Below are 15,692 nucleotides of genomic sequence, written 5' to 3' on the forward strand. Positions count from 1 at the left end.
TTCCATTTCTTAAGAATATGCTTTAGCACATTGCTTTAATTTAGTTTTATGATGATGGTGCGCGCTTAGTTAAGCCAAGCTTGTCGCGAACGTCTTGCGGTCCGATCACGCGCGCGCCCATGTTCTCAATAATCGTCACAGCCCGATCAACAAGTTGCTCATTTGTCGCCAGAACACCCTTGTCGAGCCAGAGGTTATCTTCAAGCCCAACGCGGACATTGCCCCCCGCAAGTACGGATGCAGCTGCCAGAGCCATCTGGTTTCGCCCCAATCCAAAGGCGCTAAACGTCCAATCGTCAGGCACATTGTTAACCATCGCCATCAGCGTGTTAAGATCATCAGGCGCACCCCAAGGCACGCCCATGCAAAGCTGCACAAGAGCCGGGCTCTCAAGAACGCCGTCCGCGACAAGCTGTTTGGCATACCAGAGGTGACCCGTATCAAAGGCTTCAATCTCGGGCTTTACACCGAGCTTGGTCATCATCCCGCCCATCGCAGTGAGCATGCCCGGGGTGTTGGTCATAACGTAGTCGGCTTCGGCGAAATTCATCGTACCGCAATCAAGCGTGCAGATTTCTGGCAAGCATTCCGCGATATGCGCCACGCGCTCTGTTGCGCCGACCATATCGGTTCCAGCAGCTGTCGGAAACGGGCTTTCAGAGCTTCCGAACACGATATCGCCGCCCATGCCTGCGGTGAGGTTCAAAACGACATCCACCTCGGCGTCGCGGATGCGATCCGTCACTTCGCGATAATAGCTCAGGTCTCTCGATGGCGCACCGCTTTCAGGATCGCGCACATGGCAATGCGCAACCGCAGCGCCCGCTTTAGCAGCAGCAATCGCACTATCGGCGATCTCTTTGGGAGAGCGCGGCACATGGGGGCTACGGTCTTGGGTTCCCCCAGAGCCAGTGACTGCACATGTGATGAAAACTTCGCGGTTCATTGTAAGGGGCATAAGAACAGACTCGCTTTGGAATTTTGGACACGTTGCCGTGGAAATAACAGAAACGTAAGCGCAAAAGCGACCAATTCAGGCCTATCTAGACCGTTCTTATGCGCGGCTTTCCAGCTCGAGCAAGGCACGTTTGCGCCAGAGACCACCTGCGTAGCCAGTTAGACTGCCATCAGCGCCGATGACGCGATGGCATGGGATCAATATGGCGATCTGATTGGCCCCGTTAGCGCGCGCGACAGCGCGAGTCGCACTTGGGTTTCCAAGGGTTTCCGAAAGCTCACCATAGCTTGTGGTCTTACCGAAAGGGAGGTTTTGCAATGCGCGCCAAACGTCTTGGGTAAATGGGGTGCCATACAATTGCATCGGGATATCAAACTGCGTGAGCGATCCGTCGAAATAAGCGCTGAGTTGTTCATCCAAAGCGCGTGTGATCTTGCTCTGCCCCGGCGCGATGCTGCCGCTTGCCGCGCTTAGTTTGCGCATCTCAGAGGGCAATTCTTTGCGATCCGCAAACTCAAGCAGGTGCAAATGCGTCGCATCGCACACCGCGACCATCGTCCCGATTGGTGTTTCGACCGGGTGTGCAAACAGTTTTGCACTGCCCTTTTGCGGCCCTAGCCATTGCGAAAGGGTCTCGCCGAAAGCTTGAGCACTTGCAAAGGTAGGTTCCACCTTGGGAAGCGGTTCAGCACCAAGATCAAAGCCCAACTGCATCGAATCAATACACCATCGGGTGCTGCCGGTGGACGTTGTTCAAGGCGGTGAGCGTTTCTTGTGACAGGGTCACATCCAAGGAACCGAGCGCATGTTTTAGCTGCGCCGTACGGGTCGCGCCAAAGATTGCAGAGGCCATGAACGGACGTGTTCTGCACCATGCCAGCGCCATATGAACGGGATCAAGATCGAAGTCTCGCGCAACTTGCATATAGGCCTCAACCGCAGGGAAAACGCGATCTGTTACGCGCCCACCCAAGTCGTCCTTTAGTGCGCGGCGGGAGCCTTCTGGCACGGCACCATTTTGGTACTTTCCAGTCAGGAGCCCCGTAGCCAATGGCGAAAAGGCCAGCAGGCCAACATCTTCATTCACGCTTAGCTCGGCCAAATCGGTGTCATAGAGACGGCACAACAGCGAATATTCGTTTTGGATCGAGGCCACGCGCGGGCCGTGACCTGCTTCCGACAATCGTAGCCATTCAGACGTGCCCCACGCGCTTTCGTTGCTCAGCCCGAAGGCGCGAATTTTTCCCGCGTCCACCGCTGCCTGTAACGCTTCAAGGCACTCGATCATGTGATCAAGGGTTTCAGCGCGGTTTTGCGTTGAGGGGTCATACTCCCAGTTTTTGCGGAACATGTAGGAGCCACGATTGGGCCAATGGAACTGATATAGATCCATGTAATCCGTTTGCAAGCGCCGCAAATTGCCGTCGATCACCTCAGGAATGCTTTTCGCGGAGATTCCCGCGCCATCACGGATATGATCCCAACCGTCGCCAGAATGTTTGCTGGCGATGATCACCTTGTCGCGCGGCCCGCCTTTGGCAAGCCATGTTCCAATGATCCGCTCGCTATCGCCCTGTGTTTCGGCGCTAATCGGGTTGACTGGATACATTTCCGCAGAATCCAGAAAATTCACCCCCGCCTCAAGCGCCATGTCAATTTGCTCATGCGCTTCGGCTTCAGGCGTTTGGGTGCCAAAGGTCATGGTGCCGAGGCAAAGCTCTGGCACTGTAATACCTGTCCGTCCGAGCGGGTTCATTTTCATGGCGGTGCGTCCGATAAAAAAGTGGGGATAGGATCAGAAGATACCTTCGAAGGATTCTTCCAGCTGCGAGTCGCAGGCTGCGAGGTAGAGGGTCGTCAGGGTCATCATGAAAAAGATCTTCAAACGGGTCATCGAGGTCTCCTTGGAATGAGGTTGTCTGTTACCACCTAGGTATGCGGCAAGGGCACGAGTCAAACAAGCGATTCTGGGCTCGCCTGCTTCGACTATTTGCGTCGCACTTTAGGGATTCGGCTTTGTGTTAGTTTATAGCTTGCTTCGGGATGCGGTGGATGCCCATGGGTTTCCTGCCAGAACCGAATGCCGCCCAGCTTGAAAAACGTTGGGGTCGCAAGAAGCAATCCGACGACAAATCCACCCGCATGCGCCCAATAGGCCACGCCGCCCAGATCGGGATCGCTCGCAACGCCGTTTCCGACCTGCAACAGGAACCAAAGCCCCAACATGAGCCACGCCGGAACCGGGAAAACACGGAAAAAGATAATTAGGATTAACAGAATATCGACCTTTGCCTTTGGGAAAAGCAACAAATACCCCCCCATCACTCCAGCGATTGCGCCAGAGGCCCCGATTGTCGGGATGAGAGACGCAGGTTCAACAATCCATTGGGCCAGCGCCGCAAATACGCCGCTGACAAGGTAGAACACCAAGAAGCCAACATGGCCCATTTCATCTTCTAGATTATCGCCGAATATCCATAAAAACAGCATGTTGCCGCCGATGTGCATCACGCCTCCGTGCAAAAATTGGGAAGTCACCAAAGAATAAAGCCGCTCCCCATCGCTAATGAACGCGGGGATCATGCCCCACTCAGTAAAGAACACATTCAATGCGCGGCTTTCCCCTAGCGGGATATTGAAGGACGCAAAGATGATCACATTGATCGCTATCAGAGCGTAGGTGACATAGGGCGTGCGCCCCGACGGGTTGTGGTCGCGAATAGGAAACATTCGGGCAGGCTGTCGTTTGCCCGCCCAAAGGTCAAGAGCGCTTAGGCCTTTGGCGCGCTTTGCGCGAGAAGCGCTGCGTTTCCGCCAGCCGCCGTTGTATCGACGCACAGGTGCGTTTCGTCTAGCACGTAGCCTTGGTTTGGCTGGCCTGTGATCAAAGGCAGGATCGCGCCGCTCCGCGCAGCCAGCGCCAGATCAAGCGCGCGCGCCTGCCCACTCTCGCCCCAGAACAGTGCCCCCGCAATCCCCTCTATAGCCGAGAGCGCACTGCCCGATATGCTGCCAGTGGCTTGCACTGCAACGCCGCCCAATGCGCGCACGGCGTCAAACTGCGCCTGAGCAGCCTTCTCCCCCGGACCGGCACAGATGAAGGCCGCGCGCGAAGTGCGGGTGATTTGATTAAGCTCCCCCGTTGGCCCCGGCAGGATTTCCTTTTCCGGATGCACTGTTGAAACAGCATCTGTCACTGCGGCCTGTAGTTGCTCTGCGCTCATTTCTGCATCGAAATTTTCACTCGCACCCTCAGCAGTCCGCTTTTGAAACCGAGAGATATAAAGCGCGCCACCCGCTTTTGGACCAGTGCCAGAAAGCCCCCCGCCGCCAAAGGGTTGAGAGCCGACAATCGCGCCTATTTGGTTGCGGTTCACATAGATATTGCCCGCCTGAATGCGCTCGGACACATGCTGCACGCGATCATCTATGCGTGTTTGCAAACCAAAGGTCAGCCCATATCCCGTGGCATTGATATCGTCGATCACCTGATCCAAATCGCGGCCCTCAAAGCGCGCAATATGCAAGACTGGTCCAAAGACTTCATGGGTGAGATCGCCAATTCCAGAAACCTCGATCAAAGCTGGCGCTACGAAAAACCCCTGTTTGCGATTGGCCAATTTAAACAGCACGCGCCCCTGCGCGCGCGCGCCGTCAACGTAGCTTGCAATTGCGCCTTGCGCTTGCGCGTCAATCAACGGTCCAACATCGCTCGACAACTCCCAAGGTGCGCCCTGCTTTAGTTCTTTCATTGCACCGATCAACATCTGTTGCAGGTCATCTGCAATGTCTGCTTGAACATAAAGACACCGCAGCGCCGAGCAGCGTTGGCCTGCGGATTGAAACGCGCTTTCGATGATTGCAGTGACAGCCTGCTCCAACAACGCCGTACTATCCACAATCATCGCATTCAGCCCGCCTGTTTCCGCAAGGAACGGCGCGCCCGGCGCAAGGTGCGCTGCCATGCTGCGACGGATCACCTGCGCGGTTTGCGTCGAGCCTGTGAAGGCGACACCATGAACCCGTGGATCGGATGTTAAGGCCCCGCCAACATCTCCTGCGCCAAGCAGCAATTGAAGTGCTGACTTTGGCACCCCCGCTTGGTGCAGCAGGCCAACCGCGAAATAGGCGATACTGGGGGTTTGCGGCGCCGGCTTTGCCAAAACCGCATTCCCCGCCGCAAGGGCTGCACTGATTTGCCCGGAGAAAATGGCCAGAGGAAAATTCCAGGGTGAAATGCAGGTGAACGTGCCGACAGGGGCGGCATTACTTGCTTGAAGCGCGTAAAAGCGCAAAAAATCGACTGCTTCGCGAAGTTCGCCCACGCAATCCAGCATGGTTTTCCCTGCCTCGCGCGCCAACAGCGCGAAAATCTCTCCGTAGTTTGCCTCGTACAGATCTGCCGCGCGCAAAAGCACATCCCGCCGCTCCTGCGCAGGCGCATTCCAGATCTTGGCCCCCTCGAGCGCTGCTTCTATCTGCTCAGCGCTTGCGAGCGTTATTTCCGAGACGATTTCATCGGACGTATTTGGATTGAGTTTTTTCTGCGTCTCTCCTCCACTTGATTGCGCGCTAATCACCGATTGCGCACTCCAAACATGCGCTGCAAACGGCGCGCGCGCCTGCTCTATTCGCTCTAAGTCTTGCCTATGGCTAAGATCGAAGCCGATAGAGTTCACACGCTCCGGCGCGAATAACTCTGGTCCCGTCGCAACCCAGCTTGCTGCGTCTTGCGCCGCTTGAAACGGGTCGCTCGCGATAATCTGAGGCGAAACATCTTCGTCGACGATCTGGTTCACAAAGGAGCTATTCGCCCCGTTTTCAAGCAATCGGCGCACGAGATAGGCCAGCAGGTCACGATGCGCGCCAACAGGAGCATAGATGCGGCAACGCGTTTTCTGCCCAGCCATAACGATCGAGTGCATTGCCTCGCCCATTCCGTGCAACCGCTGGAATTCAAAAACAGATTTGTCATCCGCCATATGCAAAATCGCGCTGACCGTATGGGCATTATGGGTCGCAAACTGCGGATAGATGCGATCTGTCATGCCAAGCAACATCCGCGCGCAGGCTATGTAGGATACATCGGTTACAGCCTTGGAGGTAAAAACAGGAAAACTCTCCAAACCTTCAATTTGAGCGCGTTTTATTTCGCTGTCCCAATAAGCACCTTTCACCAATCGCACCATAATCTTGCGGTCCAAACGGCTTGCCAAAGCATGAAGCGCCTCAATCACATGGCGCGCACGCGGCGCATAGGCTTGCACAACAACGCCAAACCCCTCCCAGCCCGCAAGCGCGTCATCCCCGAGCACCGCTTCGATCACATCAAGTGAGAGCGTCAAGCGATCCGCCTCTTCGGCATCGATGTTGAGCCCCATCCCTGCCGATTTCGCCAGTATCGCAAGAGAGCGCAGCCTTGGAACAAGCTCGCGCATTACCCGCGTGCGCTGCGCCACTTCATAACGGGGATGCAAAGCTGATAGCTTGACTGAAATTCCGGGGTTTTCGCGAATATCATCCGACGTGCAGGCCGTCGCGATTGCCGAAATCGCGCGGCTATACGAGAGATGAAAGCGGCGTGCGTCCCTGTCTGTTTTCGCCGCCTCGCCCAGCATGTCATAGGAATAGGTGAAGCCCTTTTCCTCCATCTTTGCGCCGCGGCTCATTGCGTTTTGTATGGTTTCACCAAGAACAAACTGACGTCCCATCTCTTTCATCGCTTGCGCAACTGCCGTGCGAATGACCGGCTCACCCAAACGCTTGATAACGCCGCGAAGCGTTCCAACAGGGCCTTGTCCATCGTCATCAAGCACGCGCCCCGTCAACATAAGCGCCCAAGTTGACGCATTCACCAGCGAGGACGAGGACTGCCCCAAGTGCCGCCCCCAATCGGACGGTGCGATTTTGTCTTCGATCAGTGCATCTATTGTGTCCGCATCAGGGACGCGCAAGAGTGCTTCAGCCAAGCACATCAAGGCGATACCTTCGTCTGTGGACAGGCCATATTCGGCTAAAAAGGCTTCCATCAGGCCAGGATTTTCACTAGCTCGAATTTGCGTGATCAGCTCAGCTGCTTGCGAAGAAATTGAAATTCGCTCGGCACGGCTCAAATCAGCATGCTCGATAAGTGACGCCAGACACGCAGATTGATCTTGATACATATGCGCGTCAATTGATGGGTAATGCAGGGCGTTCAAGGTCATGCGGGCATCCTTATTCACAGGTGTTTCGCCCTGATTACCTTGCTTTAATCAGTGCTTTTTCTCTACATTGAGGGAATGACAGTCAAAAATACTGAAATATGGGGCCACAACGATGCAAGTGAACTTTTCCGACCTCGACGACTTTGATCGTAAGATTCTAACCGTCATCGCGGGCGACGGGCGCATCAGCGTAACAGACCTCGCCGCGCGAATTGGCTTGTCGAAATCGCCGACACAGGCGCGTTTGAAGCGACTAGAGCAAAGCGAGATCATTAAGGGCTATCGCGCGATGCTCGACCCGATCCAATTGGGGCGCGAGCTGGTTGCCTTTGTCGAAGTGCGCCTGTCCGACACCCGCGAAAGCGCGTTGGCTGCCTTTAACAAAGCGGTTCGAGATATCCCAGAAATCGAACAGGCCCATCTTATTGCTGGCAATTTTGACTACTTATTGAAAGTGCGCACCAGCGATATGAGTGGATACCGAAGGGTCTTGGCCGACAAGATTTCAAGCCTTCCCTATATCGCGCACACCTCCACCAATGTTGCGATGCAAGCGATCAAAGAAGAGAGCACAGGCATGTTCTAGGCGCTTCACAACTCTGCGAGCGCCCACGCGCAGGCTTGACAGAAGCGCGAGATGGGCCACCATTGAGGCATGAAAAACATCGCCCTTTCCTTTTTCCTAAGCTGCGCGTCCTCAATTGGATATGCGCAGTGTCCCGCCTCGCCCGATCATTCCGAACGTCTGTCCGCTTTGATCGAGGCCGTGCAATCGGCACCTGATCAAGTCTCTGCGCAGCTCATTTCGAACGATATGTGGGACCTTTGGGACAATGCGCCAAATGAAACCGCGCAGCGCATGCTTGATGATGGTTTGGCGCGCCGCGCTGGATATGATCTGGATGGTGCAATGAAGGCGTTTGAGCAGTTGATCGAATACTGCCCGGATTACGCGGAGGGCTACAATCAGCGCGCCTTTGTGCGCTTTATTCGCAAAGAGTACGAACCCGCCTTAGCAGATTTAGAACGCACCATCGAACTCTCACCCAACCACATCGCCGCAATCGCCGGCAAAGCGTTAACCTTGATTGGCCTTCAGCGAAACGAGGAAGCTCAGGTCGTACTGCGCGAAGCTTTGGCGCTAAATCCTTGGCTGAAAGAGCGGCAATTTCTAACCGAGCAAGCCCCGACCCCAAAAACAGATCTATAGCTGCACTTTCAGGCCTTTACACCCCGCGCGATCTGCCTATTTTGCGCAGCACTGGCCCGCGTGATGGAATGGTAGACATAGGAGACTTAAAATCTCTAGGCTTAACGGCCGTGCCGGTTCGAGTCCGGCCGCGGGTACCAGTGTTTTCTCTCAAATTCAGCGCTTAATCGCGTGTTCCTGCAAAGCGCTCTTGCCATTCGGCGCGCTCATCATCTGTGATCTTGCGGAATGTCACCTCAGGCACGGTGAAGGCATGACCAACTGGCAAAGCAGTTAGCGCGGCGTTCACGTCATCTGGCCATGTGTCATCCTCGCTCTGCATCGCGCTCATGAGCGCAGCGCTTGCGTCTGGGATGAAGGGCGACGAAAGAACCGCATAGAGACGGATCAGATTGAGCGCCATGCGGATTTGCGCCGCCGCCTGTTCTGGGTCAGTCTTGAACGTGGTCCAAGGGGCTGCCGCCTGAAGATATTCATTGCCAGCCGCCCAGATCGCGCGCAGCTCAGATGCGGATTTACGCACTTCCATCGCGTCCATATGGGTCTCATAGGCGCGGATGCGGGTGGTGAGCTCAGCGATCAACGCCTCTTCCGCCGCGCCCCATGCGCCGCCCGTCGGAACAGTTTCGCCGAATTTGGAGCGGCAGAACTTGGTCACGCGGCTCACGAAGTTACCGAGAACGTCAGCGAGGTCTTTATTCACGGAGGCTTGGAAATTCTCCCACGTGAATTCAGAATCGCTGCTTTCAGGCGCATGGCTCAAGAGCCACCAGCGCCAGTAATCGCTCGGCAGGATCGAGAGCGCTTGATCCATGAACACCCCGCGCCCGCGCGAAGTAGAGAACTGACCGCCATCGTAATTGAGGTAGTTAAAGCCCTTGATGTAATCGACAAGCTTCCACGGCTCGCCCGATCCAAGGATCGTGACAGGGAAGCTAAGCGTATGGAAAGGCACGTTATCTTTACCCATGAACTGCGTATAACGTACATCATCCGCGCCTTTGTCCGTGCGCCACCAGCGCTGCCAATCAGCATCCGAAAGCCCGTTCGCATCGGTCCATTCATTGGCGCAGGCGATATATTCGATCGGCGCATCGAACCAAACGTAAAAGACTTTGCCTTCCATTCCGGGCCAATCGGCCTCGCCATTTTTCACAGGCACGCCCCAGCTCAGATCGCGCGTAATGCCGCGATCTTGCAACCCGTCGCCATCGTTCAGCCATTTCTTAGCAATGGACGTGGTCAGGATCGGCCAATCTTTCTTGGTATCGATCCAGTCATTGAGCTGATCTTTCATCTGGCTCTGGCGCAGATAGAGATGCTTGGTTTCGCGCATTTCCAGATCGGTCGAGCCCGAAATGGTAGAATGCGCATCAATCAGATCCACGGGATCAAGCTGTTTGGTGCAGTTGTCACACTGATCGCCGCGCGCGCTTTCAAAGCCGCAGTTCGGGCAAGTGCCCTCGATATAGCGATCCGGCAGGAAGCGGCCATCAGCCACGGAATAGACCTGCTTTTCAGTGACTTCCTCAAGCAAGCCCTGCTCCGCCAGTCGCCCCGCAAAATGCTGCGTGAGCTTGCGGTTCTGCTCAGAGCTTGAGCGCCCGAAGTGATCGAAGGACAGACGGAACCCCTTGGCGATCTCGTCCTGAACCGCCCACATTTCTGCGCAGTACTCATCCACAGGTTTGCCCGCTTTGGCTGCGGCCAATTCCGCGGGCGTTCCATGCTCATCCGTTGCACATAGAAACAACACCTCATTGCCGCGCGCACGTTGGAACCGCGCAAAAAGATCCGCTGGCAATTGACTGCCTACAAGATTTCCAAGGTGCTTGATCCCGTTGATATAAGGAATCGCTGAGGTAACTAAATGCCGAGCCATGTGCGTCTCTCCGTGATGTGACCTGACCCTTACCGCTCCTTGCAAGGCAGTTCAAACACGCAGTTCATAGCAGCGCTTTCTTTGTGCTGCTATTGGGCCAAGGCCGCCATGACTTTGTTCTTTAAATCGTGGTAGATGTCATAGTCGCGAGAGCCCTGCCAACTTGCGACAAAAGCTATGCCATCGGGCGCGACAAGGAATAGAGCGCCAACATTTTGTTTGCGCGGACCCGCGTTGGTCCATTTCCCAAAATGACTGTAGTATCGGCCATTTTCGCGCGTTGTAATGCCACTGCCAAATCCGTAAGATCCACGGATCGGCATGCCGCCTTTGGCGAATTGTCTCGCGTTGACTTTCTCAAGTTCAAACCAATGCGATGCAAAGCGCGCGTAGTCATCGCTCGACATAGACCAGCCACCATAGCCCCCTCGCATATCTGCGACGGCGTCCTTGATCCCGATTGGCGCCAGCACTTCCTCTTTGCATGTGTCGCCATAAGATTTTCCTGTTAGCGCCGCGGCAACAGAGCCAAGAACCGCATAATTCGCGTTGGAATACAGAAAATCACCGCGTTTCCCAAAGTTTTCGGGCACGCTTAGTGCTGCGCGTGTCATCGCGCCCTGCGGTGGCAGGTTGGATTTGCGAAGCGCCGTTTTGCGTTGATGAACAATCCTTGGCAATCCACTCTTATGGCGCGCAAATTCTGCAAGCGTGAGCGACTTCATTTCCTTCGCAGGTGTGATGTTCTCTTGTGATAATACGGCTGCGAGCTCGCCGATCGTGCTGGACCAGTCAAATTCGTGCGCGCTCAGAACTTCATTGAGACAAATGGCCGTGATCGCTTTCGACAAAGAAGCGAGCGGATAGGCGCGGTCCGGTTCACGGCCGACGCCCGCACTTTTCAGAATGTCGCCGCCTTTGGACAGCGACATGGCGCTTTTCTCGACACCGTTGCGCTTCATCCAGTCGCGCCAGATCCCTTCGATCTCAGCGAGCTTACGTTCTGGCGTTTGACCTTGGCTTTGGGTATCGGCGCGTTGGGACGCAGAATTCGCATCAACACCGCTTGAGACAGACGTTGGTGATTGGCGCGGATTTGCCGCCATCAAAACCGTTAACCCAAGAACGCTCGCCCCGCATAGCAAGACCACTGCCCCAAAGACACGCTTTACATTCATTCCATCGACCACTTCATGACACTTACTCTAGACTGTATTGCCGCGCTTTTGGACGAATATGTGGCGATTTTTCGAACTATTCCTTGCTTTTGCTCTCTTGTTTTTTGCGCGTCTTGCTCACAAGGCGGCCGATCACAAACGAAGTGCGTGGTGCATAAACATAGCGTGTGCGATCCTTGACCGTGTCGCGCACCCGCATACGGCTAAGGCCGAAAACGACCAGCACGATATGACCACAGGCGATCATAAAGAACAGTGCAGAAGGTCCGTACCAGGTAATCAAATTAGAGGACAGCAAGGGCGAAGCGATCGCGCCAAGCGCAAAGAAAAACATGAGCGCCGCTGACAACTCGACGCGCTCATCGTCAGACGCAAAATCGTGCGCATGCGCTGCCGCGACCGAATAGATCGGAAACGTGGTTAAGCCAAAGAACACTGCGCCCGCCATGATCATCACCGTACCACCTTCCCCGACAAAAGTGGTCGCAACGCAGCTTACGACCGCCGCGACAGAGAGCCAGATCAGCACCCAGCGACGATCAAACTTATCCGCAAGCCAGCCCACTGGATACTGCGCGAGCGCACCGCCAAAAACAAACGCGGCCAGAAAATAGGCGATTTGGTCAGTGCGAAGCCCGACTTCCTGACCATAAATCGGTCCAACCATCCTAAAAGACGCGCTCGATAGCGCCGCCACGATCACCCCCGCCGCAGCCAAGGGCGAGCGCGACAAAGCCAGCATCGGGCGCAATCGCGGCGCTGAAGGCGTTTGAGGTTGGCTTACCTTGGTCAGCGTCAACGGCAGTAGCGCGGCGCAGCACAAGAGCGCGAGTAAGTTATAAGAAACGTAGGACGCGGGTTCCAACACCCCGATCATCAGTTGTGCAACAAAAGATGCGCCCATGTCGGCGACGCGATACACTCCCATCGTGCGCCCGCGCGTGGCGTTGTTCACTTTTGCCTGCAGCCAAGCCTCGATCACCGTATAACACCCGGCAACGCAAAGCCCCGAAGCAATCCGCATCAACGCCCACGCATAAGGGTCAATCACCAACATATGCGCGAGCAGCCCAATCGCCCCCGATGCGGTAAAGGCTGCAAAGGCGCGGCTATGACCCACCGAGCCCATCAAACGCGGGGCCCACCAGCATCCAATGAAAAAGCCGACAAAATGCGCAGATCCGAGCAAACCGATCTCTGCCGTACTAAATCCCAATGCAATGCCCGAAAGCGCATCCAAAGGGCCCACCCCACCAGAAGATAGCTGCAGCAATGCTACAGATAGAAACAAAGCCGCAAAAGAAATGAGCATCCGCATAATAGGGCTACGCTATGTAATCGCACAAAGAAAACTAGCGCAAAATCGACACCATATAGGCCCCTTTGCGCCATGGCGCTAAAACCATGTTCTTTGGTCTAGAAATATCTCAGAGAGCGCGAGAGACAGCGTCTCTCGCATTGATCGGATTGCGCAAGCAATTCGACAATCAGTTTCGAATAACTTTCGCAAATGTGGAGAAGATCGCCTCGTTCGAGCAAATCACTTCGCCGTCACCCAAAATATCACCCTCAGGGTTCAAAGGCTCGATAAACCCGCCTGCTTCGCGGATAATGACAATTCCCGCCGCGAGATCCCAAGCGTTCAGGCGGCGCTCCCAATATCCCTCATAACGACCCGCAGCTACGTACGCCATATCAAGCGCGGCAGAGCCAAAACGGCGAATGCCCGCAACTGAAGGCGCAATCTTTGCAATGTCCTTAATCGTTTCCGGCAAATCCGCGCGGCCACCAAATGGAATGCCTGTCGCGAAAATGCTCTCAATCATCGAGTGACGCGAAGAAACGCGCAGACGTTGATCGTTCATCCATGCCCCTTCGCCCTTTTCCGCAACGAACATCTCGTCTTTTGCAGGATCATAAATCACCCCAGAAACGATCTGGCCCTTATGCTCCAACGCGATTGAAATCGCCCAATGTGGCAATCCGTGCAAAAAGTTTGTTGTGCCATCCAAGGGATCGACAATCCAGCGGCGCGTCGGGTCTGCGCCCTCTTCTTCGCCCCCCTCTTCCGCGAGCCAGCCGTACGTTGGGCGCGCTTCCATCAATTCGTCTTTGATGATCTTTTCAGCCGTGAGATCCGCTTTGCTTACGAAGTCGCCAGCGCCTTTGCGCGAGACTTGCAAGTTTTCAACTTCGCGAAAGTCTTTCGCGAGGCTACGGCCGGCCTTGCGGGCCGCTTTGATCATCACGTTTAGATTTGCGCTGCCTTGCATAGCGATCCGGTCCTTGGAATGTGAGGTGTTCAGGCGCGCGTATAGGCAGCGATGCAGCGTTTGCCAAGCGCTTAAGCGTTTTGCAGCTTTGCCGACTCTTCTTTAGCGAGGCGAATAAGGTCGATCATATAGGGCTTACTCACCTCATCGCTTCGCGTTGCCGCAAATAGCTGACGCGTAAGACCCGTCTCTGTCAGCGGTCTTGTTACGTAGTCCGAAGAATATTTCACCTCGCGAACGACCCAGTCCGGCAGAACAGAAACACCGCGATTTGAGGCCACGAGAAGCAAGATGACAGCAGTCAATTCTACCTGTCGAATAGAGGCGGGTTCTACTTTGGCGGGGCTTAGCAATTGGCTGAATATATCAAGCCGAGAGCGTTCCACCGGATATGTGATCAAGGTTTGATTGCGAAAATCAGCCGCTTCGATGAAGGCTTTTTGCGCCAGTGGATTTTGAGCGGAGGCAACAAAAACAGGCGCATAATCAAACAGATGCGAAAACTCGACACCGGCGAGGTTCTCGGGATCAGAGCTGACGACGACATCAACCTCTTCTTTTTGCAGCGCAGGCAAAGCGTCAAATGCAAGGCCAGGGCGAATATCCACATCTACATCCGGCCATAGTTTACGGAAGGCTTCCAGCACGGGAAAAAGCCACTCAAAACATGCATGGCATTCTATCGCGATGTGCAGCCGTCCGGATTTGCCGCTGCGTAGCCCAGAAAACTCATCTTGCAGCGCTTCGATTTCGGGTAGAATTTTCTCAGCCAATCTGAGCAAGCGAAATCCTGCCGCAGACAGTTTCATCGGTTTGGAGCGTCGCACAAATAATTCAACGCCCGCTTGATCCTCCAGACCTTTGATTTGGTGACTCAGGGCGCTTTGGGTGATGTGCAATTGATCTGCGGCTTTCGCCAATCCGCCATTCTCATGAATCGCTTTGATCGTGCGAAGATGGCGAAATTCGATATGCATCCTGAGCGCACCTCATAATCGTTTTGAAAGTTATGAAGTTGTCTCACATTGCTCTCTGTGCAACAAGAGCGAAATTCATAAAGAAAGAACAGATCATGAGCGCGCCGAAGGTTTCATTCGAATTTTTCCCACCACAAAACCTACAGGCGTCCTTCCGGCTTTGGGACACGGTTCAAACGCTCGCACCTCTTGATCCTACTTTTGTTTCCGTCACTTACGGCGCTGGTGGCACGACGCGCGACCTAACCCGCGAGGCGGTAGCGACGTTACACAAGTCCAGTGGCCTTAATGTTGCGGCCCATTTGACCTGTGTAAACGCAACCAAAGAAGAAACGCTTGAAATCGCACGCGGCTTTGCAAAAGCGGGTGTAAAAGAGATTGTCGCATTGCGCGGGGATGCGCCAAAGGGTGAAAGCCGCTTCACACCTTGCGCTGGGGGATTTGAAAACTCCGTCGAATTGGTCAAAGCACTGGCAGAAACGGGTGATTTCAAGATTCGCGTTGGTGCCTATCCCGACAAGCACCCCGAAGCAGCGAGCACGCAGGCCGATGTCGATTGGCTCAAGGCAAAAATCGATGCAGGGGCCGATGAAGCGATTACACAGTTTTTCTTCGAAGCCGAAACCTTCCTTCGTTTCCGTGACAAATGCGTTAAAGCAGGCATCACTGTGCCTATTTTGCCCGGCATCCTTCCGATTGAAAACTGGAAGGGAACACGCAATTTCGCCCAGCGCTGCGGCACCCCCGTCCCCGCTTGGTTGGAGGACGCATTTAGTAAAGCTGAGCGCGATGGTCGTAGCGATCTTCTTGCAACTGCGATCTGCGCCGAACTGTGCTCGGAGTTGATGGCAGAGGGCGCAGACGCGCTGCACTTTTACACGTTAAACCGCCCAGAGTTGACGCGCGACGTTTGTCATGCCCTCGGTGTCACCCCAAAAGTGGATTTACAAAACGTCGCGTAACAGCGATTGCAGCGCCTGTGCGCTCCTTTTAACGTCGCGTTAAGAG

General features: G+C 54.9%; 13 protein-coding genes and 1 tRNA gene. 4 read left to right on the forward strand and 10 right to left on the reverse strand.

Features of this window, described 5'->3' with window-relative positions:
* Nucleotides 1-46 precede the first annotated feature (46 nt).
* The 5 genes from ACRBCU_RS10550 to putA form a co-directional block, all read right to left on the reverse strand.
* Nucleotides 47-958, reverse strand: a complete 912-nt coding sequence (locus tag ACRBCU_RS10550) for a 3-keto-5-aminohexanoate cleavage protein (protein ID WP_431365343.1) — start codon at nucleotides 956-958, stop codon at nucleotides 47-49.
* 96 nt (nucleotides 959-1,054) lie between these two features.
* Nucleotides 1,055-1,672 (reverse strand): methylated-DNA--[protein]-cysteine S-methyltransferase, encoded by a 618-nt coding sequence (locus tag ACRBCU_RS10555; protein WP_431365344.1) that lies wholly within the window; start codon nucleotides 1,670-1,672, stop codon nucleotides 1,055-1,057.
* A 4-nt stretch (nucleotides 1,673-1,676) separates the two neighbouring features.
* The gene (locus ACRBCU_RS10560) at nucleotides 1,677-2,720 is read right to left on the reverse strand and encodes an aldo/keto reductase (protein WP_431365345.1); all 1,044 of its coding nucleotides are present in this window, start codon (nucleotides 2,718-2,720) and stop codon (nucleotides 1,677-1,679) included.
* A gap of 224 nt (nucleotides 2,721-2,944) precedes the next feature.
* A complete protein-coding gene (locus ACRBCU_RS10565) occupies nucleotides 2,945-3,688 on the reverse strand; it encodes a rhomboid family intramembrane serine protease (RefSeq protein WP_431365346.1) in 744 nt (247 codons plus the stop codon).
* 41 nt (nucleotides 3,689-3,729) lie between these two features.
* Nucleotides 3,730-7,164: a bifunctional proline dehydrogenase/L-glutamate gamma-semialdehyde dehydrogenase PutA gene (gene putA / locus ACRBCU_RS10570; RefSeq protein WP_431365347.1), complete on the reverse strand. Its 3,435-nt coding sequence runs from the start codon at nucleotides 7,162-7,164 to the stop codon at nucleotides 3,730-3,732.
* Between the two features lie 112 nt (nucleotides 7,165-7,276).
* Between putA and ACRBCU_RS10575 the strand changes: the two genes are divergently transcribed.
* The 3 genes from ACRBCU_RS10575 to ACRBCU_RS10585 all read left to right on the forward strand — a co-directional run bounded on the left by ACRBCU_RS10575 (nucleotide 7,277) and on the right by ACRBCU_RS10585 (nucleotide 8,514).
* The gene (locus ACRBCU_RS10575; RefSeq protein WP_431365348.1) at nucleotides 7,277-7,750 is read left to right on the forward strand and encodes an Lrp/AsnC family transcriptional regulator; all 474 of its coding nucleotides are present in this window, start codon (nucleotides 7,277-7,279) and stop codon (nucleotides 7,748-7,750) included.
* 69 nt (nucleotides 7,751-7,819) lie between these two features.
* A complete protein-coding gene (locus ACRBCU_RS10580) occupies nucleotides 7,820-8,374 on the forward strand; it encodes a tetratricopeptide repeat protein (protein ID WP_431365349.1) in 555 nt (184 codons plus the stop codon).
* A gap of 54 nt (nucleotides 8,375-8,428) precedes the next feature.
* Nucleotides 8,429-8,514, forward strand: a tRNA-Leu gene (locus tag ACRBCU_RS10585).
* A gap of 23 nt (nucleotides 8,515-8,537) precedes the next feature.
* Here ACRBCU_RS10585 and metG read toward each other — a convergent pair.
* The 5 genes from metG to ACRBCU_RS10610 form a co-directional block, all read right to left on the reverse strand.
* Nucleotides 8,538-10,256, reverse strand: a complete 1,719-nt coding sequence (gene metG / locus ACRBCU_RS10590; RefSeq protein WP_431365350.1) for a methionine--tRNA ligase — start codon at nucleotides 10,254-10,256, stop codon at nucleotides 8,538-8,540.
* A gap of 89 nt (nucleotides 10,257-10,345) precedes the next feature.
* On the reverse strand, nucleotides 10,346-11,434 hold the full coding sequence (locus tag ACRBCU_RS10595; RefSeq protein WP_431365351.1) for a serine hydrolase domain-containing protein: 1,089 nt from the start codon (nucleotides 11,432-11,434) through the stop codon (nucleotides 10,346-10,348).
* A 76-nt stretch (nucleotides 11,435-11,510) separates the two neighbouring features.
* Nucleotides 11,511-12,752, reverse strand: coding sequence for an MFS transporter (locus ACRBCU_RS10600; protein ID WP_431365352.1), 1,242 nt, complete (start codon nucleotides 12,750-12,752; stop codon nucleotides 11,511-11,513).
* A 169-nt stretch (nucleotides 12,753-12,921) separates the two neighbouring features.
* Nucleotides 12,922-13,707, reverse strand: a complete 786-nt coding sequence (locus ACRBCU_RS10605; RefSeq protein WP_431365353.1) for an inositol monophosphatase family protein — start codon at nucleotides 13,705-13,707, stop codon at nucleotides 12,922-12,924.
* A gap of 71 nt (nucleotides 13,708-13,778) precedes the next feature.
* Nucleotides 13,779-14,684 carry a LysR family transcriptional regulator gene (locus ACRBCU_RS10610; RefSeq protein ID WP_431365354.1) on the reverse strand — a complete coding sequence of 302 codons (906 nt, stop codon included), beginning with the start codon at nucleotides 14,682-14,684 and terminating at the stop codon, nucleotides 13,779-13,781.
* A 95-nt stretch (nucleotides 14,685-14,779) separates the two neighbouring features.
* On the opposite strand from ACRBCU_RS10610, the gene metF reads away from it, so the two are divergent.
* Nucleotides 14,780-15,646 (forward strand): methylenetetrahydrofolate reductase [NAD(P)H], encoded by an 867-nt coding sequence (gene metF / locus ACRBCU_RS10615; protein ID WP_431365355.1) that lies wholly within the window; start codon nucleotides 14,780-14,782, stop codon nucleotides 15,644-15,646.
* The last annotated feature ends 46 nt before the right edge of the window (nucleotides 15,647-15,692 follow it).

This window comes from Planktotalea sp., assembly GCF_050633725.1.
GTDB lineage: Bacteria > Pseudomonadota > Alphaproteobacteria > Rhodobacterales > Rhodobacteraceae > Planktotalea.